Here is a 20,483-nt window from a genome sequence, read left to right on the forward strand (position 1 = left end):
TCCCAACCGAAAAAGGTGTCTGACACCTTTTTCTAGCCGCCCAGCGCCTCCGCCACGCGCCGGTGCTCCTCCCGCAACCGTGCCGGGAGACGCTGGCCGAAGGTCTCGAGGTAGTCGCCGAGATCCCGCATCTCGACACGCCACTGCTCCGGATCGACGGCGAGGAGCTGCCGAAGGGTCTGCGGCGACACGTCGAGACCGGTGATGTCGATGTCGGATTCCTTCGGCAGCCGGCCGATCGGAGTGTCGACGGCGCCGACCCGTCCCTCACAGCGTTCGATCATCCAGCGCAGCACGCGCAGGTTCTCGCCGTAGCCGGGCCACAGGAACCTGCCGTCCGCGTCGCGGCGGAACCAGTTGACGTGAAATACGCGCGGCAGCCGCGTCGAGCGCTCGGCAAAGCTGAGCCAATGCGCCCAGTAGTCGCCGTAGTTGTAGCCGCAGAACGGCTTCATCGCCATCGGATCGCGGCGCACGACGCCGACCTTGCCCGTGGCGGCCGCCGTGGTCTCGGACGCGACGCTCGCGCCGACGAGCACGCCGTGCGCCCAGTCGCGCGCCTCGTAGACGAGCGGCGCAAGCTCCCGCCGGCGGCCGCCGAAGACGCGCGCCGAGATCGGCACACCCTCGGGCGCCTCCGCGAGGCTCGAGTAGCTCGGGTTCTGCTTGGCCGAGACGGTGAAGCGCGAGTTCGGGTGCGCGGCCGGACCGTTGCCGGGCTCGTACGGCTTGCCGAGCCAGTCCGTGACCGGCGTCCCTTCGCCTTTCTCCTCCCACCACGGCTCGTTGTTAGCCGTGACCGCGACGTTCGTGAAGATCGTGTCGTGCGAGATCATGTCGAACGCGTTGCGGTTCGTCTTGCGGTTCGTGCCGGGCACGACGCCGAAGTATCCGGCCTCCGGGTTGATCGCGCGCAGCCGCCCGTCGTCGCCCATGTGCATCCACGCGATGTCGTCGCCGAGCGTCCAGACCTTCCAACCCTTGTGACTCTCCGGCGGAATCAGCATCGCGAGATTCGTCTTGCCGCAGGCCGACGGGAACGCGCAGGCGAGGTAATGGGTCTCGCCGGCCGGACTCTCGACGCCGACGATCAGCATGTGCTCGGCGAGCCAGCCCTCGTCACGGGCCTGCCAGCTCGCGATCCGCAGCGCATGGCATTTCTTGCCGAGCAGCGCGTTGCCGCCGTAGCCCGAGCCGTAGCTCATGATCGAAAGATCCTCGGGGAAGTGCATGATGTAGCGCTTCTCGGGATCGAGCTCGCCGGTGGAGTGGAGGCCCCTGACGAACGTCCCGTCACGCTCGATCCGCTCGAGCGCGCGTTTCCCCATCCGCGTCATCAAATACATGTTCGCGACGACGTACGGGCTGTCCGTGATCTCGACGCCGCAGCGCGCGTACGGAGAATCGATCGGCCCCATGCAGTACGGAATCACGTACATCGTGCGGCCGCGCATGCAGCCGCGGAAGCACTCTCGCATGAGCCCTTTCGCCTCGTCCGGAGGCATCCAGTTGTTGTTCGGGCCGGCATCTTCCTGCTCCGAGGTGCAGACGTAGGTGAGATGCTCGACGCGGGCGACGTCCTGAGGGTCGGAGCGGTGCAGGTAGCACCGCGGATAGCTCTCCTGGTTCAGCTCGATCAGGGTGCCGCTCTCGAGCATTTGCCCGATCAGGCTGCGGTATTCCTCCTCGGAGCCGTCGCACCAGTGCACGTGGTCGGGTTGTGTAAGCTTCGCCGCCTCGGCGATCCATTCGCCGAGGGAGTCGAGTTTTGTCGTCATCGATGATTCTTTAGGATGCCGGATGGGTTTTCGTCAAAGTATAAACGGATCGGGTGCCGGCCCGCGAATCACGTCCCTCCGCGGCGCCCTGGGGCGGACCGGGGACGGTATGCGGAGATCACCTATTGCCGCGGCTGCCGGCCGCTGATTCCCGGCGCCGCGCCGGCTTTCGCCGCGGGGTGGCTTGAACGATTCACGGTATAGTCGCGCGCATGCCCGAGCTTGCCGATGTCTTCAGCCCGACCGGCGCGCTGGCCCGGCGGCTGCCCGGCTTTACATATCGGGAAGCTCAGGAGCGAATGGCCGGCATCGTTGCCGATGCTGTGGCCGCCGGCGAGCACGTCGCGATCGAGGCCGGCACGGGGATCGGCAAGACCTTCGCCTACCTCGTGCCCGCGCTCTTGTCCGGGCGCCGCGTGATCGTCTCCACCGGCACGCGCACGCTTCAGGATCAGCTCTATCGACGCGATCTGCCGCTCCTCGGCCGCGTGCTCGGGCGGCCGGTGGACGTCGCGCTGCTGAAGGGGCGCAACAACTACTTGTGCCGCCATCGTCTCGAGCTCGCGCTCCGCGGCGGCACGCTGAGCGCCGAGGCCGCCGCGGCGCTGGAGACGGTTCGGGTATGGAGCAATGCCGGCGGCAGCGGTGACCTCGGCGAGCTCGAGGATCTGCCGGAGGACGATCCGCTCCGCGGCTGGATCACGTCGACCGTCGACAACTGCCTCGGCGGGCGCTGCGAGCTCTTCGATCGCTGCTTCGTGCTCGCCGCCCGCCGGGCGGCGCTCGCGGCGCAAGTCGTGATCGTCAATCATCACCTGCTGCTCGCCGATCTCGCGCTCAAGGAGTCGGGCTTCGGCGAGCTGCTGCCCGGGGCGGAGGCGGTCGTCGTCGACGAGGCGCATCTGCTGCCGGACATCGCGCAGCAGTTCTACGGCGTCGGCGTGTCGAGCCGCGAGCTCGAGCTGCTGGCGCGCGACGCGGTCGCGGAGGCACGCGCGGCGGCGGCCGGCACGGCCGTCGAGGCCGGCGCCGAGGCGCTTGTCGCGGCCGCGGGCGACGTGCGGATCGCCGCGGGACGCGAGCCGGCCGGCCGCGTGCCGTGGGCCGGCGTCTCACCCGAGCTCGCCGAGCGGCTCGGCGCCTGGACGGACCGCCTCGCGGCGCTCGAAGCCGCGCTCGTCGAGGTCCAGGACGCGGCCGCCGGGCTCGCGCGTCTCGCGGAGCGCTGCCGCGACGCGTCCGCGCGCCTCGGGGCCGTGCTCGGCGCGGACGCCGAGCGCGGCCTGCGCTGGCTCGATCGCTCGCCGCGCGCGGTCAGCGCGCACTGGACGCCGCTCGACGTCGGCGCATCGCTTTCGGCCTCGATCGAGGCGCAGGGCGGCGCGTGGGTATTCGCGTCCGCAACGCTCGCGGTCGGCGACGATTTCTCGCACTTCCTGAAGCGGATCGGCTTGCCGCGGGCCGCCTCGCACGTGCTGCCGAGCCCGTTCGACTATCGGCGCAACGCGCGGCTCTACCTGCCCCAGGGGCTGCCCGACCCGAGCCGCGAGGGCTACGTCGATGCGCTGCTGCACGCGGTGTGGCCGATCGTCGAGGCCGCGGGCGGCGGCGCTTTCCTTCTCTTCACGAGCTACCGCGCGCTGCATGCCGCGCAAGCGTGGATCGAGCTGCGCGAGGCGCCGGGCCCGGTGCTCGTGCAGGGCACGGGCCCGCGCAATCGGCTTCTAGAGCGGTTTCGCGCCGACGGCTCCGCGTTGCTGCTCGGGACGGGTAGCTTCTGGCAGGGCGTGGACGTACGCGGCCCGGCGCTTCGCGTCGTCGTGATCGACAAGCTGCCGTTCGCGGTGCCGAGCGACCCGCTCGTGCAGGCGCGGCTGAACGCGATCCGGCGCGACGGCGGGGATCCGTTCGTCGAGTCGCAGCTGCCGGAGGCCGTGCTCGCGCTGAAGCAGGGCGTCGGGCGGCTGATCCGCGATTTCGACGATCGCGGGCTCATCGTGCTCGGGGACCCGCGCATCCGCACGCGCCCTTACGGACGCGCGTTCGTCGACAGCCTGCCGGAGATGCCGCTCATCGACGAGCTCGACGAGGCGATCGCGTTCGCGCAAACCCTGCGCTCCGCTCGGCCGGAGCTCGTAGGATGAAAATTCTCGCGCTCGAGACGTCGAGCCGCGTCGGCTCGATCGCGCTGCTCGACGGCACGGCGGTGACGGAGCGGCTCATCGCCTCGCCGCGCGAGCAGACCGACCTCGTGCTGCCGCTCGTCGACGAGCTGCTCGCGGACGCGGGCCTCGCCCTTCGCGATCTCGACGCGATCGCCTTCGGGCGCGGCCCGGGCTCGTTCACCGGGCTGCGGATCGCGGCGGCCGTCGCGCAGGGGCTCGCGCTCTCGGCGGGCCTCGAGGTCGCGGCCGTCTCGAGCCTCGAGGCGCTCGCGCAGCGCGCCTGGCGCGAGCTCGGGATCGACGACGCGCTGATTCTGGTCGACGCGCGGATGCGCGAGGTCTACCTCGCGCATTATGTCGTGCGCGACGGCCGCGCCGAGCGGATCGGCGACGAGCGTCTCGTCGCGCCGGAAGCGGTCGAGGCGCCGAAGGCGGCAGCCGGCGCGCCGGCGGCGCGCTGGTCGGCCGTCGGGGACGGCTGGGCCGCCTACGCCGACGAGCTTGCGCCCGTGCTTGCCGGGAGCCGCCGCGTCGCCGCGGAGCTCGTGCCGTCGGCCCGCGACGTGCTCGTTCGCGCCGCCGCCGACGTCGCCCGCGGCCGCCTCCTTGCGCCCGAGGCCGCCCTGCCGACGTACCTCCGCGACGAGGGCGCCTGGCGCCGGTGACCTCGCCAAAAAATGGTGTCAGACACGATTTTTCGAAACATGGTGCCTGACCCTTTTTTTCGGGGCGCGCGACGCCGTTTTCGCGGCGAATTCATCGGCCTGTAACATATCCGCACTCTAATGGCGGCGAGCTCCGTCGACGGACCACGGATGACCGGAAAACGAGCACTGATCGTCGAGGACGAGCAGCCGATACGCGACCTGCTCGCGCACGCTTTGGGCCGCGCGGGCTACACGGTCGTCGCCGGCGCGACCGGGGCGGAAGCGCGCGCGGCGATCGTCGACCGCTATCCGGACGTGATCGTCATGGATTGGATGCTCCCGGACGTCAGCGGCCTCGAGCTCACCCGCCAGCTGAAGCGCGACCCGGCGACACGCGAGATTCCGATCATCATGCTGACCGCGCGAGCGCAGGAGGACGACCGCGTCGCGGGCCTCGAGGGCGGCGCCGACGATTACGTCGTGAAGCCGTTCTCGCCGCGCGAGCTCGTCGCGCGCATCCGCGCGGTGATGCGTCGAGGATCGCCGGCCGAGGACGAGGTCGTGACGGTCGGGGACTTGCAGCTCGACACCGCCCAGCACCGCGTCACGGCAGGCGGCGAGGAGATCGCGCTCGCGCCCGCCGAGTTCCGGCTGCTGCGCTTCTTCATGGAGCATCCGGACCGCGTCTACAGCCGCGCGCAGGTGCTCGACCGCGTATGGGGCGGGAATGTCTACATCGAGGAGCGCACGGTCGACGTGCACGTCCGTCGGCTGCGTCAAGCTTTGACCCCGTACGGATACGATAAACTGATCCGCACCGTCCGCGGCGCCGGGTACCGCTTTTCGCCGGACAGCGCGTGAGACTGCCGAAACGCTGGGCTTCGCAACTCGGGTTCCTCGCAGCATGGCTCGCCTGCGCCGTGCTGCTCGGCCTGTGGTTCGGCGGCGTGAGCTGGTGGCTCGCGGCGGCGCTCGCGCTTTACGTGGCGCACGTGCTGCGCAACGTCTACTTGCTCGACCGCGTGCTGAACGGCGAGCGGCGCGCGCCGTCGTTCGAGACGCGGGGCCTCTGGGCCGAGATGTTCGCCCGCATCGACAAGATCAGGACGAAGGCGCGCAACCGCAAGAAGAAGTACCATCGCCTGCTGCGCGAGGTGTGGGACAGCACCGGTGCGCTCAACGACGCCGGCATCATCCTGAACGCGGAGCACGAGATCCTCTGGTTCAATCCCGCCGCGACGCGTCTGCTCGGCCTCGATCCGGCCCGCGACATCGGCAACCGCATCGACAACCTCGTGCGGCATCCGGCCTTCGTGCGCTCGTTGAGCGGCTCGAAGGGCGAGGACATCGTGATTCCGTCGCCGCACCGGCCGGATACGTGGCTCGCCGTGCAGCTGATCCCGTACGGCCAGAGCCAGCGCCTCGCGATCATCCGCGACGTCACGCGCGCGAAGAAGCTCGAGACGATGCGCCGGGACTTCGTCGCGAACGCGTCACACGAGCTGCGCTCGCCGCTCACCGTCATCAACGGGTATCTCGACTCGCTCGCGGACGACCCGGATCTCCCCGCGAGCTGGGCCGCGCCGATCGCCGAGATGCGCCGCCAGGCGGACCGGATGACGCAGATCCTCACGGATCTGATCGAGCTCACCCGCCTCGAGTCCGCCGACCGCAAGGCGCCGCACGAGCTCGTGGACGTCGCGCGCATGCTCGAGACGATCGTCGAGGAGCTCGCGAAACGCGGCGACGCGCCGCCGATCGCGCTTCGCGTCGATCACGAGATCGGCCTGCTCGGCAGCGACGCGGAGCTGCACTCCGTCTGCTACAACCTGATCCATAACGCCGTGCGTTTCACGCCGCGGACCGGGCGCATCGACGTCGAGTGGCGCGCCGAGGACGGCGCCGCGGTGCTCGTCGTCGCGGACACGGGCATCGGCATCCCGGAGGATCAGATACCGCGCATCACCGAGCGGTTTTACCGCGTGGATCCGGGGCGCTCGCGCGCCACCGGAGGCACCGGGCTCGGCCTTGCGATCGTCAAGCACGCGCTGCAGCGGCACGGCGCGACGCTCGAGATCGAAAGCCGCGAAGGGGAGGGCAGCACCTTCACGTGCCGCTTTCCGCCCGCGCGCACGGCTCGGCGCGGGGTCGACGCGCGGCGATCGTCCGAGCGAGCCGTCGTATAATCGCCAATTCTGCGCAATCTCCGCGGCTGCGGCTGCGGGAGGAGCGAGGCCAGATGGAAGTCGAAGACCTGGGTCATCACATCTCCCGGCGCTTCAACGAGGATCTCGAGCGCATTCGCAACGCCGTTCTGACGATGGGCGGCCTCGTCGAAGACCAGCTCGACCGCGGCATGCGCGCGCTGATCGAGGCGGACAGCGAGCTTGGCCTGCGCGTGGCGGAGGACGACGCGAAGGTCAACCGCATGGAGGTCGGGATCGACGAGGAATGCAGCCGAATTCTGGCCACGCGGGCCCCCGCGGCCGGGGATCTTCGTCTGATCATCGCCGTGATCAAGACGATCACCGACCTCGAGCGGGTCGGCGACGAGGCGGAGAAGATCGGCGTGCTCGCGGCGCGCTTGGCGGGCATCGAGCGGCCGTCAACGAACTATCGGGAGCTGCGCAATCTCGCGCAGCACGTGAAGGAGATGCTGCGCGGCGCGCTCGACGCGTTCGCGCGGCTCGACGCGAACGCGGCGCTCGCCGTCGTGAAGGCGGACGACGCGGTCGACGAGGAATACGAGTCGATCTATCGACAAGGCATCACGTTCATGATCGAGGACCCGCGCACGATATCGCGCGTCATGGACTCGATGTGGGTGGCGCGCTCGCTCGAGCGGATCGGCGATCATGCGAAGAACATCGGCGAGTACGTGATCTACATGGTGCACGGGAAGGATTTGCGATACACCGGCTTGAAGAACATCGAGGCCGAGGTTCAGCTCGCCGCGCAGCGGCGCGAGGGCGGCTCGTGATCGCGGCGGTCGGGGAGGGCGCGTCTCCGCGCTGGATCGCCACGCGCACGCACCGTCGGCTGCTGAACGCGCTCGGCGTCGTGATCGTCGCGGGATTGATGGGCTACGCGCTCTATGCGCAGCACGTCCTCGGGCTCGAGCCGTGCCCGCTCTGCATCTTCCAGCGCATCGCGATGATCGGGCTCGGCTTCGTGTTCCTCGCCGGGGCCCTGCACGCGCCCGTCGGCCTGGGCGCGCGCGCTTATGCGGGGCTCGGGCTCGTCGTCGCGGCGGTCGGCATCGGAATCGCCGCCCGCCACGTCTACCTGCAGAATCTGCCGCCGGACGCGATTCCCGCCTGCGGCCCCGGGCTCGGCTACATCTTCGACGCGTTCCCCGTGCTCGAGGCGCTGCGGATGGTGTTCACGGGCTCCGGCGAGTGCGCCGAGGTGAACTGGTCCTTCCTCGGCCTCAGCATGCCCGCCTGGGTCCTGATCTGGTTCGTGATCCTCGGCGCGCTTGCCGTCGCCGCGAACTGGCGCCGCGTCGCCCGCTGACCGCAAAAAAGGTGTCAGACACCTTTTCGAAAAAAATGGTGTCTGACACCCTTTTTTGGGCGCGAAGCCTATTCGTCTGCGCCCTTCTGCGGACGGCGCTTCGGCGGACGCCCTCGCCTGCCGCTCCCGAGCGGGCGTTTCAGCGCAGTCTCGACCTGCCGGCGAAAGTCGTCGCTACCGGTCGGCAGCCCTTTCCGCACGCTCTCGCGGAGGTCCTGCAATAGGCTTTCCGGCAAGGCATCTTGGACCAGCCCCCGATACCGCTCCGCCCGTCCGCGCGGAGTGATCCCGAGTGAATCGTAAGTGGGATGCGGCGTGATCAAGACCGAGGGGGCTCCCGTCGAGTTCACCCGGTAGCTGCTCCAACGGTAGTCGTCCGGCCGCTTCGTGATGCCCGCTCGAACCGGGTTCAGCTCGATGTAGCGGTAGCACGCCAGGCAGTACCGGTCGGAGTCGATCGGCGATGATTTGAAACGGCCCTCCCAGAGGCTGCCGGTCCGGCCGTATCGGGCATTGATCCGCCGGGAGTAGATGCCGGCAACGTATTGGAGCGTCAGCGAAACTCCGTTCGGCCGACCCTGGGTGAGCAGTAAGTGGACGTGGTTCGTCATCAGCACGTAAGCATGAACGCGCGTCTCGTATCGGGCCGCGGCGGTCGTGAGCAGATCGAGATAGTGGAAGTAGTCCTCGCGGTCGAAGAACGCCCGGGCGCGATTGTGGCCGCGCTGCACGACGTGCAGCGTGATGCCGGGCATGGTGACACGGGGCATCCGGGACATGCGCGGAGCGAAGGCGTTGGAAGGCGACAGTCTGACGACAGACGCCCGCCGACGTGAGGACTGATTTCGGCCGCTGCACCGAGAAAGGCGTCCCCAAAAAAAGGTGTCTGACACCTTTTTCGCGGAAAAGGTGTCTGACACCTTTTTCTCAGGTCAGCAGAAGCTCGGCGATGCGGAAGTAGATGCGCTCGAGGCGCAGGAGGTCCTCGACCGCGACGTGCTCGTCGACTTTGTGGATCGTCGCGTTGACCGGACCGAGCTCGACCACGTCGATCCCGTACGGCGCGATGAACCGACCGTCGGACGTGCCGCCGCTCGTCGATAGCGCCGGCTCGAAGCCCCTCTCCTCCGCGACCGCCTGCCGCACCGTCTCGGTGAGCCGCCCTTCCTTCGTCAGGAACGGCCGCCCGGCCACGCGCCACTTGATCTCGTAATCGATGCCGAGCCGCCGGAGCTCCGACTCGACGCGCGCGGACAGCGATTCCGCGCTCCACTCCGTCGAGTAGCGGAAGTTGAACCGGCACTTGAGCTCGCCGGGCACGACGTTCGGCGCGCCGGCGTCCGCGTGCACGTTCACCATCTGAAACGTCGTCGGCGGGAAATGCGCATTGCCGCGATCCAGCGGCTCCCGCGTGATCGACGCGACGAAGCGGGCGAACGCGTGCATCGGATTCTCCGCCGCGAGCGGATACGCGACGTGGCCCTGTGTGCCGCGGATCGTCATCAATCCGGACAGCGAGCCCCGGCGTCCGATCCGGACGGTATCGCCGAGCCGCTCGCTGCTCGAGGGCTCGCCGACGACGCAGTAGTCGAAAAGCTCTCCGCGGGCCGCGAGCCGCTCCATGACCTTCACCGTCCCGTCGTCGGCCGCGCCTTCCTCGTCGCTCGTGACGAGGAGCCCGAGCGAGCCGCGCGCGTCGGGGTGAGCGGCCGCGAAGCGCTCGGCGGCCTTGACCATCGCCGCGAGGCTCCCCTTCATGTCCGCGGCTCCGCGCCCGATCAGCCGGCCGTCGCGCACGGTGGCGCCGAACGGCGGATCGCTCCACAGGTTGTCGGGCCCCGCCGGCACGACGTCGGTATGCCCGGCGAACACGAGAACCGGGGCGGCTCGCCCGCGGCGCAGCCACAGGTTGTCGACGGGCCCGAAACGCATCCGCTCGGCCGTGAAACCGGCCGGCTCGAGCGTTTCGGCGATCAGCTCCTGGCAGCCCGCGTCGTCGGGCGTGACGGAGGCGCGCTCGATCAGCGCGCGCGCAAGCTCGACCACGTCGTGCGTCACCCCGGCCCCTCGCAACAATCTCGTAACATTTCTCGACTACCTTTCGGGCGTGATGCGACGTCTCGCCGCCCGCCCGCGCCCGGCTTTTCGACTCCTCGCTGCCGCGGCGCTTCTCGCCCCCGGCCCGGCCACGCTCGGAACGGCGCAGGCTCAGGTCGCCCGCGACTATATCAACATCGTCGGGTCGTCGACGGTCTATCCGTTCGCGACGGTCGTCGCCGAGCGATTCGGCAGAGCCACGCGCTTCAAGACGCCGAAGGTCGAGTCCACCGGCACGGGCGGCGGCATCAAGCTGTTCTGCGCCGGCCTCGGCATCGAGCATCCGGATATCGCGAACGCCTCGCGCCGGATCACCGAATCCGAGATCGAGAGCTGCAATCGCAACGGCGTCGACGGCGTCGTCGAGTTCGAGATCGGCTACGACGGCATCGTCCTCGCGGCCTCGCGCGAGGCAGAGCCGATGCCGCTGACGCTCCGCGACGTCTACCTCGCGCTTGCGAAGAACGTGCCCGATCCGGCGGGTGGCCGGCGATTCGTGCCGAATCCTTACCGGACGTGGGCGGACGTCGACCCGGCGCTGCCGGCCATCGAGATCGAGGTGCTCGGTCCGCCGCCGACGTCCGGGACGCGCGACGCGTTCGTCGAGCTTGCGATGGAGGGCGGATGCGACGCGTTCGACTGGATCGCAGCCCTGGACGGCGACGCGCATCGCGCCGTATGCGGCACGATCCGCGAGGACGGCGCCTACATCGAGGCCGGCGAGAACGACAACCTGATCGTGCAGAAGCTCGACTCGAACCCGGCCGCCGTCGGTGTCTTCGGCTACAGCTTCCTCGAGCGGAACGTCGATCGCGTTCGCCCGCTCTCGATCGACGGCGTCCGGCCGTCGTTCGAGACGATCTCCGACGGGACCTATCCGATCGCGCGCCCGCTCTATTTCTATGTCAAGAAGGCGCACGTGGGCGTCATTCCCGGCATCGAGGGGTATCTTCGCGAGTTCATGGGCGAGACGGCCGCCGGCGACTTCGGCTACCTCTCCGAGCTCGGCCTCGTGCCGCTGCGGGACGTCGAGCGCCGCCAGATGCTCTCGCGCGTCGAGTCGCTCGAGATCCTCACGGTCGCCGACGTGCGCTGACCGCGAGCTCCCCCGCCCGTGACGTCCTCCACCGTCCTGATCGCGCTCGTCGCTCTCACCGCGCTGTCGTACGTGCTCGGCCGGCAGCGCGCAATCGCCGCGGCGATCAACGCGCCGAGGCGGGCGTCGCACTCGCTGCCGGGCTACTACGGCGGCTACGTTGCGCTCTGGTGCCTGCTGCCGACGCTCGCGCTCTTCGCAATCTGGCACGTCGTGGAGCCGGTCGTGCTGCGGCAGGCGGTTTTCGATTCGCTCCCCGCGGAGCTGCGCGCGCTTCCGGAGGACCGGCTCGGCCTCGTCTTCAACGACGTGCGCAATCTCGTCGAAGGCAACTTCGTGTTCCGCGAGCCGGGACCCGCGGTGACGGCCGCCGCCGAGCGGTATGCCGAGCTGCGCGAGACGAGCCGTCAGCTTCTCGCGGGCACGATGCTCGTGGTCGCGCTCGCGTCGGCCGGCTTCGCGTTCCGGCGCGTGCGCCCGCAGTTCCGCGCCCGCAACCGGGTCGAGAAAGTCATCGAGCACCTGCTCGTCGCGGCGTCGACCGTCGCGATCCTGACGACGATCGGCATCTTCTTGTCGGTGCTGTTCGAGGCGCTGCGGTTCTTCCGCCAGGTCTCGCCGATCGACTTCCTGTTCGGCCTCCACTGGAGCCCGCAGACCGCGATCCGTCCCGACCAGATCGGCTCCTCGGGCGCGTTCGGCGCGATTCCGCTGTTCGCCGGCACGGTGCTGATCTCCGGCATCGCGATGCTCGTCGCGGCCCCCGTCGGGCTGATGTCGGCGATCTATCTGTCCGAGTACGCGCACCGCCGCGTGCGCAGCTTCGCGAAGCCGCTGCTCGAGGTGCTCGCCGGCATTCCGACCGTCGTGTACGGCTATTTCGCGGCGCTCTGGGTCGGGCCGTACATCCGCCGGATCGGCGAGGCCGTGGGGCTCGACGTCGCGTCGGAAAGCGCGCTCGGCGCGGGTCTCGTGATGGGCATCATGATCATTCCCTTCGTCTCGTCGCTCTCGGACGACGTGATCAACGCGGTGCCGCAGGCGCTGCGCAACGGCTCCTACGGCCTCGGAGCGACCCGCTCCGAGACGATCCGGCGCGTCGTGCTGCCCGCCGCGCTGCCCGGCATCGTCGGCGCGCTGCTGCTCGCCGTGTCGCGCGCGATCGGCGAGACGATGATCGTCGTGATGGCCGCGGGGCTCACGGCGAATCTGACCGCGAATCCGTTCGAGGCGGTGACGACGGTCACCGTCCAGATCGTGACGCTGCTCGTCGGCGACCAGGAATTCGACAGCGCGAAGACGCTCGCGGCGTTCGCGCTCGGGCTCGTGCTGTTTCTCGTGACGCTTGCGCTGAACGTCGTCGCGCTGAAGGTCGTGCGCCGATACAGGGAACAATATGAGTGACGAGCGGCAGGCGGGCCCGGCAGCGGGCGACGAGGCGAACGGCGCGGTCAATCGCGAGGCGACGAAGGAGCGCGTTGCGGAGGGGCTCGCGCGCCGCTACCGGCGCGAGCGGATCTTCAAGCATCTCGGGCTCGCGGCGATGCTCGTCGGGCTCGTGTTCCTCGGCATCTTCTTCTACACGCTGATCGCCAACGGTCATACCGCGTTTCGCCAAACTCGCATCCTGCTCGATGTCAGGCTCGATCCCGAGGTGATCGACCCGGAAGGCACGCGCGATCCGATCGCGCTCGAGACGGCGAATTACCAGCGGCTCGCCCGCGCCGCGCTCGAGGCGCTCGTCCCGGGTGTCACCGAGCGCTCGGAGCGGCGCGAGCTTTACGCGCTTCTGAGCCCCGGCGCGGGCCTCGAGCTGCGCAACTTCGCGCTCGAGGATCCGAGCCGGATTGGCGACTCCGTGAGCCTGTGGCTTCTCGCGGACGACGACGTCGACATGCTCGTCAAGGGCTACGCCCGCCGCGACCTTCCGGAAGCGCTGCGCCGACTGTCGAATCGCCAGATCGAGTGGGTCGAGGCGCTCGACGCGAGCGGGCGCGTGTCGCTCCGGTTCAACCGCTACTTTTTCACGTCCGGCGACTCGCGGGACCCGGAGCTCGCCGGCATCTGGGGCGCGGCCGTCGGCTCGTTCTTCATGCTGCTCGTGACGCTGCTCCTGTCGTTCCCGCTCGGGGTGGCCACCGCCGTTTATCTCGAGGAGTTCGCGCCGCGCAACCGTTGGACCGACCTGATCGAGGTCAACATCAACAATCTCGCGGCCGTGCCGTCGATCGTCTTCGGTCTGCTCGGGCTTGCGCTCTTCATCAACCTCTTCGGGCTGCCGCGCTCGGCGCCGCTCGTCGGCGGCCTCGTGCTGACGCTGATGACGCTGCCGGTGATCATCATCGCGTCGCGCGCCGCGCTGACGGCGGTGCCGCCGTCGATACGCGAGGCCGCGCTCGGTCTCGGGGCATCGAAGATGCAGACGGTGCTGCACCACGTGCTGCCGCTCGCGCTTCCGGGAATGCTCACCGGCACGATCATCGGCATGGCGCGTGCGCTCGGCGAGTCCGCCCCGCTTCTGATGATCGGAATGGTGGCATTCATCGTCGACGTTCCGCAGACGCCGCTCGATCCCGCGAGCGCGCTCCCGGTGCAGATTTTCCTTTGGGCCGACAGCCCCGAGCGCGCCTTCGTCGAGCGCACGTCGGCCGCGATCCTCGTGCTGCTCGCGTTTTTGCTGCTGATGAACGCCGCGGCGATCCTCCTGCGCAAGCGCTTCGAGCGGCGCTACTGACGCGGATCGAGCCGGCAGCAATGGAGTAGACTGCGATGCGAGTCTTTCGAAGGCAGGCGAACGAAGACATGACGTCGACCGCGCCGCGTCCGGCGTCCGGGCAAGCGGCTGCGCCCGCGGCCGCCGGGCCGGAGCCGACCTACCGTACCGTCGGGGACTTCACAGCCGCGAACCCGATCATCACCGCGCGCGATGTCAACGTGTATTACGGGGACAAGCACGCGATTCAGCACGTGAATCTCGACATCGGCGTGAACGAGGTCATCGCGCTGATCGGGCCGTCGGGGTGCGGGAAGTCCACGTTCCTCCGATGCCTGAACCGGATGAACGACACGATCGAATCCGCCCGCGTGACCGGCGAGATCAAGCTCTACGACGAGGACATCCACGCGCGGCAGATGGATGTCGTGATGCTCCGCGCGCGCGTCGGCATGGTCTTTCAGAAGCCGAATCCGTTTCCGAAATCGGTCTACGACAACGTCGCCTACGGTCCGCGCATCCACGGCCTCGCCCGGGACCGCGCGGAGCTCGACAGGATCGTGCAGACGAGCCTCGAGCGCGCCGGTCTCTGGTCGGAGGTGAAGGACCGCCTCGAGGAGCCCGGCACGGGTCTCTCCGGCGGGCAGCAGCAGCGGCTCTGCATCGCGAGGACGATCGCCGTGAGCCCCGAGGTGATCCTGATGGACGAGCCGTGCTCGGCGCTCGACCCGATCGCGACGGCGCGCATCGAGGACCTGATCGACGAGCTGAAGCGCAACTACGCGATCGTGATCGTCACGCACTCGATGCAGCAGGCCGCCCGCGTCTCGCAGCGCACCGCGTACTTCCATCTCGGCAAGCTCATCGAGGTCGGCCCCACCGACGAGATCTTCACGAACCCCCGCCACAAGCTGACCGAGGACTACATCACCGGCCGCTTCGGCTGAAAAAGGTGTCAGACACCTTTTCCCGATAATCGTGTCTGACACCATTTTCCCCGCCAGACACCATTTCCCCCCATTTTCCCGGTTGCGCTATAAAGGCGGCATGGCCCGGCCGGACTCATCGGAGGGCGGCGGCACGTCGCGCGCGATCGTCGAGCTCGAAGGGGTGACGAAGCGCTACGGCGCGGCCGCGGCCGTCGCCGGCGTCACGCTGAGCGTGCCCGAGGGGCAGTTCCTCGCGATCGTCGGCGCTTCCGGTTCCGGCAAGACCACGACGCTGAAGACGATCAACCGGCTCATCGAAGCCGACGAGGGCGTGATCCGTGTGGCGGGCGACCGCGTCACGGCCCTCCCGCCGCACGTCCTGCGGCGCAAGATCGGCTACGTCTTCCAGGGCATCGGTCTCTTCCCGCACATGACCGTCGGCGAGAACATCGGCATTACGCCGCGGCTCGCCGGATGGGCGAAGGCCGACGTCGAGGCGCGCGTGCTCGAGCTGCTCGACCTCGTCGACCTGCCCCGGGAGCACGCGCGGCGGATGCCGGCCGAGCTCTCGGGCGGTCAGCGGCAGCGGGTCGGCGTCGCGCGCGCGCTCGCGGCCGGCCCCCGAATCATGCTGATGGACGAGCCCTTCGGCGCGCTCGACCCCGTCACGCGCGACGCGCTCGGCAGGGAGTACCGGCGCCTCCACGAACGCATGCGGCTCACGACGCTGATGGTCACGCACGACGTCCTAGAGGCGGTGCTGCTCGCCGACCGCATCGTCGTCATGCGCGCCGGCACGATCGTCGCCGACGGCTCGCCGCACGATCTCCTCCGCGATCATCCGGACGAAGGCGTGCGCGAGCTGATGGAGATGCCGCGCCGGCAGAGCGAGCGCGTGCGCGCATTGCTCGACGCGATTCCGGCGTCGTCGCCGCCCGCGCGCGGGCAGGCGGCGCCGTGAGCGATCAGCTCGCCGCGGCGTGGCGCGTGCTGCCGGACTATCTCGGGCAGCACGTGCTGCTCAGCGCATCGGCGCTCGCGCTCGGCATCTCGATCAGCCTGCCGCTGACGATTCTCGCGCTGCGCCGCGCGCGCGTGCGCTGGCTCGTGCTCGCGTTCGCGAGCTTGGTGCAGACGATCCCGAGCCTCGCGCTGCTCGCGCTGTTCTACCCGCTCCTGCTCGCGCTCTCCGTCCTCGCCGCGCGCGTCTTCGGCGACGGCTTCTCCGCGCTCGGCTTCCTGCCGTCGCTGCTCGCGTTGACGCTTTACTCGATGCTCCCGATCATCCGCAACGGCGTCACGGCCGTCCTCGGGTTGAATCCGGCGATCATCGAGGCCGCGCGCGGCGTCGGCTTCACCGACCGCCAGCGGCTGTTTCGGGTCGAGCTGCCGCTCGCGGCGCCGATGCTGATGGCGGGCGTGCGGACATCGGCCGTCTGGGTGATCGGCGCCGCCACGCTGTCGACGCCCGTCGGCCAGACGAGCCTCGGCAATTACATCTTCACGGGGCTGCAGATCGAGGACTGGGTTTCGGTTCTCTTCGGCTGCGCCGCGGCCGCGCTGCTCGCGCTCGCGGTCGATCAGCTGCTCGGTCTGATCGAGTCCGGCACGGCGACGCGCCGCCGCGGCCGCGTCGTCGCCGGCGCCGGGATCCTGCTCGCCGGCGTCGCGGCCGCGCTCGCGCCGCGGCTCGATGCCGGCTCTTCGGCCTCCGCACGACCCTACGTCGTCGGTGCGAAGAACTTCTCCGAGCAGTACATTCTCGCGGAGCTGATCACCGGGCGTCTCGCCCGGAGCGGCAAGCCTGTGTCGAAGCGCGTCGGCTTGGGCTCGGTGATCGCGTTCCGCGCGCTCGCGAGGAACGAGCTCGACGTGTACGTCGACTACTCGGGGACGGTCTGGGCGAACATCATGCACCGCGCGGACACGCCGCCGCGCGACCAGGTGCTGCGCGAAATGCGCGAATGGCTGCGCCGCGAGTACGGCGTGACGCTGCTCGGCACGCTCGGCTTCGAGAACGCTTACGCGCTCGCGATGCGCCGCGAGCAGGCGGAGCGGCTCGGCATCGAGACGATCGCCGATCTCGCGGCGCACGCGCCGAGCATGACGATCGGCGGCGATTTCGAGTTCTTCGCCCGGCCCGAATGGGAGGCGATACGCTCGGCCTACGGCCTGCGGTTCGCCGAGCGGCGCCAGTTCCAATCGACCTTCATGTATCGCGCCGCCGCGAGCGGCGAGGTGGACGTGATCTCGGCCTTCTCGAGCGACGGACGCATCGCCGCCGAGGATCTGATCGTGCTCGAGGATCCCCGCAATGCGATCCTGCCGTACGACGCGATCGTGCTCGTCGCGCCCGCGCGCGCCGACGATGCGGCGCTTCTCGGCGCGCTCCGGCCGCTGATCGGCGCGATCCCGATCGACGTGATGCGCGAAGCGAACTGGCGAGTGGATCGCGACGGGGACAAGCTCACGCCGGCGGCCGCGGCGCGATGGCTCGAGTCGCAGATCGAGACTCTCGAAACCGCCGCGGCCGCCCGCGACTCGGCGCCCGCCCGGCGCTGAGCCTGGCGCCGCGCGGGCTCGGGCCTCAGTCGGCGATCCGCTTCGCCTCGGCCGTGCCGAGCACCTCCGCGTGACCAATCTGCCGAGGCCGCATCAGCAGCGGATGGGCGAGCACGGCCGCGAGGATGATCGCGACGCCGAAATAGAAGAGCCCGGTGAGCTCGCGCTGCTCGCCGAGCAGCGGGATCGCGAGCAGGATCGCGTACACGGGCTCGAGGTTCACGGCGAGCTGCGCCGTGAACGCGCTGATGTGCCGCAGCGCGACCAGCGACAGCGCGAACGGCAGCAGCGTGCAGGCGAGCGACAGCGCGAGCAGCAGGAGCATGTCGCTCGCGCCCGGCAGCACGAACGGCGCCTCGGCGAATGCCGGCGAGACGCGGGCCGCGGCCGGTGCGAGCAGCGTGAGCACGGCCGTGCCGGCGCCGAGCTCGATCGCCGTGACCGCGAGCGGATCGGCGTGCGCGACGAGACGCTTGTTCAACGATCCGAACACCGCGACCAGCAGCGCCGAGACGGCGCCAACGGCGATACCGGCGCGCATCCCGTGCGGCACGCCGCCGACGACGAGGGCCACGCCCGGGACGACCGCGACGCCGAGCGCGAGGTCGCGCCGGGAGAACGCGGTGCCGGCGAGCCGCGGCTCGACGAGCGCCGTGAACGCGGTGGCGAGCGCGATGCAGGTGGCGGCGACGGAGGCGTTCGCGAGCTTCACGGCGCCGTAGAACGTGAGCCAATGCAGCGCGACGAGCACGCCGATTCCGGAATAGGCGGCGACGAGGCGAAGCGGGAGCGCCCGCAACGTGCGCCACACGCGCGGCAGAAGCGCGAGCGCGGCGATGACGATGATCATCCGCCACCAGACGAGCGGCAGCGCGGGCAGGCTGATCAGCCGGCCGAGGATCGCCGTGAAGCCCCAGAGCAGCACGCACGCATGAATCTGGACGAGCGCGGTGGTGGCCGAGGTCATCGATGCCGGGTCATCGATGCTCGGTCGGGCGCGTACGCTTCGGGCGCGGCCCCGGGGCCGGCGATCGCCGGCCCCCGCGGCCGCCGAGACGGAAGGTCGTCAGGCGGGCATCAATCCGCTTCGTCCGCGAGGAAGACCTCCCCGGTCTCCGGGGTGCAGCCGCCTTCCGGCAGCGCGTTCCCGCACTTCACGATGGAGCCGCCCTGGCGCGCGAGCGCGCCGAAGTTCCGGCCGTCGCGCAGCGGGTTCAGCGTCACGGTCATGATCGTGCCGATCGGGAAGCTCTTGACCGTCACGCCCTGCCGCGCGATCTGCGCGGCCGGCCCGGTCTCGACGCCCCACACGACCGGCTTGCCGTCCTCACCGGTCATGGTCTTCCCGTCCGGACCGACCAGCTCGAAGATCAGCTGAGCGTGATTGGCACCCGGGATGAAGCGGGTCAGCTTGCCGGTCAACGTCATCTTCTTCGACTGGTCGTACATCGCGAAGGAATGGTGCGCATCGGCGGGGGCCGCCATGAGGCCGGCGACGAGGGCCGCGGCGCCTGCGGCCGCAAGAAGCCTGATCGACGAGGTGTTCATCAACTGATTCGCTCCGTTCGCTGTCGGTTCCGTATGATTAGAGTACGTTTCGCGCCCGATTACTCCGCCGGGCGCTCCCACCCCTGCTCGAAGTGCTCCTCCCAATTCTGCGCCCACGGCCGGCCGAAGTAGTCGACGTAGCCCTCGTCGAGCGGCGTCAGCTGTGTCGGCCTCCCGTCCGGCCCGTTCACGATCGTGCTCTGCACGCGGCATTCCACATAGGTGTAGCGCCGGTCCTGATCGTCGATGCCGGCGGCACGGTCCCAAGGCATCATGGTGTGGAGCGGCTGCTTGAACGCTTCCGGGTCGTAGAACGTCGCCTCGACGACGAGCCCGCCCCCGTCCTCTTGCGGCCGGATCACCTCGATCACCTCGAGGGAGTTGCTGAACTCGAACATCGAGTGCGACAGGGTCCACCCTTGGACGTTCGCCGTCCACGCGACGAGCGTGTCGCCGTCCCAGAAGCCGACGGTCTCCCCGTACCACTGCGGGACCTGCTGCACGTGCTTCTGGCCGATCAGCACCTTGCGGATGAAGTTGTCGGCGACGCCGGCGAGGAACTGCACCTGGTCGGGCGTGACGAGCACCTCGACGTCCCGCAGCGAGAACTCCGCCCACCAGCGCATCAACCCTTCGGGGTAGCAGAAGGCGGCCATCCACTGCGGCGCGTTGCTGACCGCCTCGTGGTAGTTCATCTGCGTCATCCGCTTCTGATACTCCGGGGTCAGCAGCGACAGGACGGTCGCCGCTTGCACGTTCCGGCCGAAAAGCCACTGGTCGGCCCGGCCGCCGCGACGATACCAGCCGTCCCAGTCGGGCAGCGTCTCACGCGTGTGCTGGGTGGGGCCGCCGTGTGCCTTCGCTTGCTCGAGCAGCGCCGCATAGTGCTCGGCCGCGGTCTTGTACTCGTAAGGGCTCACGAGGTCCTCGATCGGGCGGTCGACGCTGCAGTCGCCCCAGTGGCCTACGCGGCCTTGGTTCCACATGTCCGTGAGCTGGCGCGGCGTGTTGCATCGCGTATAGCGCGGGTCGGTCCAGTACTCGCTGTCCAGGTAGAAATTCTCGGTGGTGAAAAGATCCACCGGCAGCGGCTCGACGCCGGGGGGCGGGTTCGGCGATGAGCCTTCCTGGGGCCCGCCTTGAATGGCGATCGTGCCGAAATCTTCCGGCGCCGGGGCCGCGTCGTCCTGAGCGATCGCGGCGGCCGAGCCGAGCCCGGCCAGCAGGGCGATCGAAAAAGTCGTCGTATGCGTCATGGCGATTGCAGTGTCCTCCTGCATCCAAGTCGTAGCGCCGCAGGCTGGCAGCCGCGAGGCCCCCGCCGCCGGTCAGGCCGCTCTCCGCTTCCGAAACCCGAAGCCGAGCGGGGCTTTCCCGATGGTCGAGGAATCATACCCCCAGACGAATCGGGCGTCGAAATCGGAGCTGCCGT

18 protein-coding genes are annotated in these 20,483 nt (G+C 69.4%); 12 read left to right on the forward strand and 6 right to left on the reverse strand.

Translation table 11 applies throughout. The features are described 5' to 3' along the window. Positions 1-32: 32 nt before the first annotated feature. Positions 33-1,778, reverse strand: a complete 1,746-nt coding sequence (locus VF329_07545; GenBank protein ID HEX7080849.1) for a phosphoenolpyruvate carboxykinase (GTP) — start codon at positions 1,776-1,778, stop codon at positions 33-35. A 212-nt stretch (positions 1,779-1,990) separates the two neighbouring features. On the opposite strand from VF329_07545, the gene VF329_07550 reads away from it, so the two are divergent. The 6 genes from VF329_07550 to VF329_07575 all read left to right on the forward strand — a co-directional run bounded on the left by VF329_07550 (position 1,991) and on the right by VF329_07575 (position 8,106). After that, entirely contained in the window at positions 1,991-3,922 is a 1,932-nt protein-coding gene (locus tag VF329_07550) for an ATP-dependent DNA helicase (GenBank protein HEX7080850.1), read from the forward strand. Next, entirely contained in the window at positions 3,919-4,608 is a 690-nt protein-coding gene (tsaB, locus tag VF329_07555; GenBank protein HEX7080851.1) for a tRNA (adenosine(37)-N6)-threonylcarbamoyltransferase complex dimerization subunit type 1 TsaB, read from the forward strand. Before VF329_07550 ends, tsaB begins: the two co-directional genes overlap by 4 nt. 150 nt (positions 4,609-4,758) lie before the next feature. Beyond that, on the forward strand, positions 4,759-5,451 hold the full coding sequence (phoB, locus tag VF329_07560) for a phosphate regulon transcriptional regulator PhoB (GenBank protein ID HEX7080852.1): 693 nt from the start codon (positions 4,759-4,761) through the stop codon (positions 5,449-5,451). Continuing rightward, positions 5,448-6,776 (forward strand): phosphate regulon sensor histidine kinase PhoR, encoded by a 1,329-nt coding sequence (gene phoR / locus VF329_07565; GenBank protein HEX7080853.1) that lies wholly within the window; start codon positions 5,448-5,450, stop codon positions 6,774-6,776. The genes phoB and phoR overlap by 4 nt, the downstream gene beginning before the upstream one ends. A gap of 53 nt (positions 6,777-6,829) precedes the next feature. Continuing rightward, positions 6,830-7,570: a phosphate signaling complex protein PhoU gene (gene phoU, locus VF329_07570; GenBank protein HEX7080854.1), complete on the forward strand. Its 741-nt coding sequence runs from the start codon at positions 6,830-6,832 to the stop codon at positions 7,568-7,570. Continuing rightward, positions 7,567-8,106, forward strand: a complete 540-nt coding sequence (locus VF329_07575) for a disulfide bond formation protein B (GenBank protein ID HEX7080855.1) — start codon at positions 7,567-7,569, stop codon at positions 8,104-8,106. Before phoU ends, VF329_07575 begins: the two co-directional genes overlap by 4 nt. A gap of 68 nt (positions 8,107-8,174) precedes the next feature. Here the strand turns inward: VF329_07575 and VF329_07580 are convergent, their stop codons facing one another. Then, on the reverse strand, positions 8,175-8,876 hold the full coding sequence (locus tag VF329_07580) for a transposase (protein HEX7080856.1): 702 nt from the start codon (positions 8,874-8,876) through the stop codon (positions 8,175-8,177). 157 nt (positions 8,877-9,033) lie between these two features. Beyond that, positions 9,034-10,164: a succinyl-diaminopimelate desuccinylase gene (dapE, locus tag VF329_07585; protein ID HEX7080857.1), complete on the reverse strand. Its 1,131-nt coding sequence runs from the start codon at positions 10,162-10,164 to the stop codon at positions 9,034-9,036. Positions 10,165-10,216: 52 nt separating this feature from the next. Here dapE and VF329_07590 point away from each other — a divergent pair, with 52 nt between their 5' ends. The 6 genes from VF329_07590 (at position 10,217) to VF329_07615 (ending at position 17,503) form a co-directional block, all read left to right on the forward strand. Then, positions 10,217-11,299 (forward strand): PstS family phosphate ABC transporter substrate-binding protein, encoded by a 1,083-nt coding sequence (locus VF329_07590; GenBank protein ID HEX7080858.1) that lies wholly within the window; start codon positions 10,217-10,219, stop codon positions 11,297-11,299. A gap of 18 nt (positions 11,300-11,317) precedes the next feature. After that, positions 11,318-12,703 carry a phosphate ABC transporter permease subunit PstC gene (pstC, locus tag VF329_07595; protein ID HEX7080859.1) on the forward strand — a complete coding sequence of 462 codons (1,386 nt, stop codon included), beginning with the start codon at positions 11,318-11,320 and terminating at the stop codon, positions 12,701-12,703. Then, positions 12,696-14,033, forward strand: a complete 1,338-nt coding sequence (gene pstA, locus VF329_07600; protein ID HEX7080860.1) for a phosphate ABC transporter permease PstA — start codon at positions 12,696-12,698, stop codon at positions 14,031-14,033. The genes pstC and pstA overlap by 8 nt, the downstream gene beginning before the upstream one ends. Before the next feature lie 68 nt (positions 14,034-14,101). Further along, positions 14,102-14,959 carry a phosphate ABC transporter ATP-binding protein PstB gene (pstB, locus tag VF329_07605; protein HEX7080861.1) on the forward strand — a complete coding sequence of 286 codons (858 nt, stop codon included), beginning with the start codon at positions 14,102-14,104 and terminating at the stop codon, positions 14,957-14,959. Between the two features lie 100 nt (positions 14,960-15,059). Next, positions 15,060-15,902: an ABC transporter ATP-binding protein gene (locus VF329_07610; protein HEX7080862.1), complete on the forward strand. Its 843-nt coding sequence runs from the start codon at positions 15,060-15,062 to the stop codon at positions 15,900-15,902. Next, complete coding sequence (locus VF329_07615) at positions 15,899-17,503, forward strand: glycine betaine ABC transporter substrate-binding protein (protein HEX7080863.1); 1,605 nt, start codon at positions 15,899-15,901, stop codon at positions 17,501-17,503. Before VF329_07610 ends, VF329_07615 begins: the two co-directional genes overlap by 4 nt. A gap of 25 nt (positions 17,504-17,528) precedes the next feature. On the opposite strand, the gene VF329_07620 is transcribed toward VF329_07615, so the two are convergent. The 3 genes from VF329_07620 to VF329_07630 form a co-directional block, all read right to left on the reverse strand. Beyond that, entirely contained in the window at positions 17,529-18,470 is a 942-nt protein-coding gene (locus VF329_07620; GenBank protein HEX7080864.1) for a DMT family transporter, read from the reverse strand. A gap of 110 nt (positions 18,471-18,580) precedes the next feature. Beyond that, positions 18,581-19,051 carry a DUF6152 family protein gene (locus tag VF329_07625; GenBank protein HEX7080865.1) on the reverse strand — a complete coding sequence of 157 codons (471 nt, stop codon included), beginning with the start codon at positions 19,049-19,051 and terminating at the stop codon, positions 18,581-18,583. A 59-nt stretch (positions 19,052-19,110) separates the two neighbouring features. Further along, a complete protein-coding gene (locus tag VF329_07630) occupies positions 19,111-20,307 on the reverse strand; it encodes a hypothetical protein (GenBank protein ID HEX7080866.1) in 1,197 nt (398 codons plus the stop codon). Positions 20,308-20,483: the final 176 nt, after the last annotated feature.

The sequence above is a fragment of the Gammaproteobacteria bacterium genome, assembly GCA_036381015.1.
Classification (GTDB): domain Bacteria; phylum Pseudomonadota; class Gammaproteobacteria; order Steroidobacterales; family Rariloculaceae; genus ZC4RG20.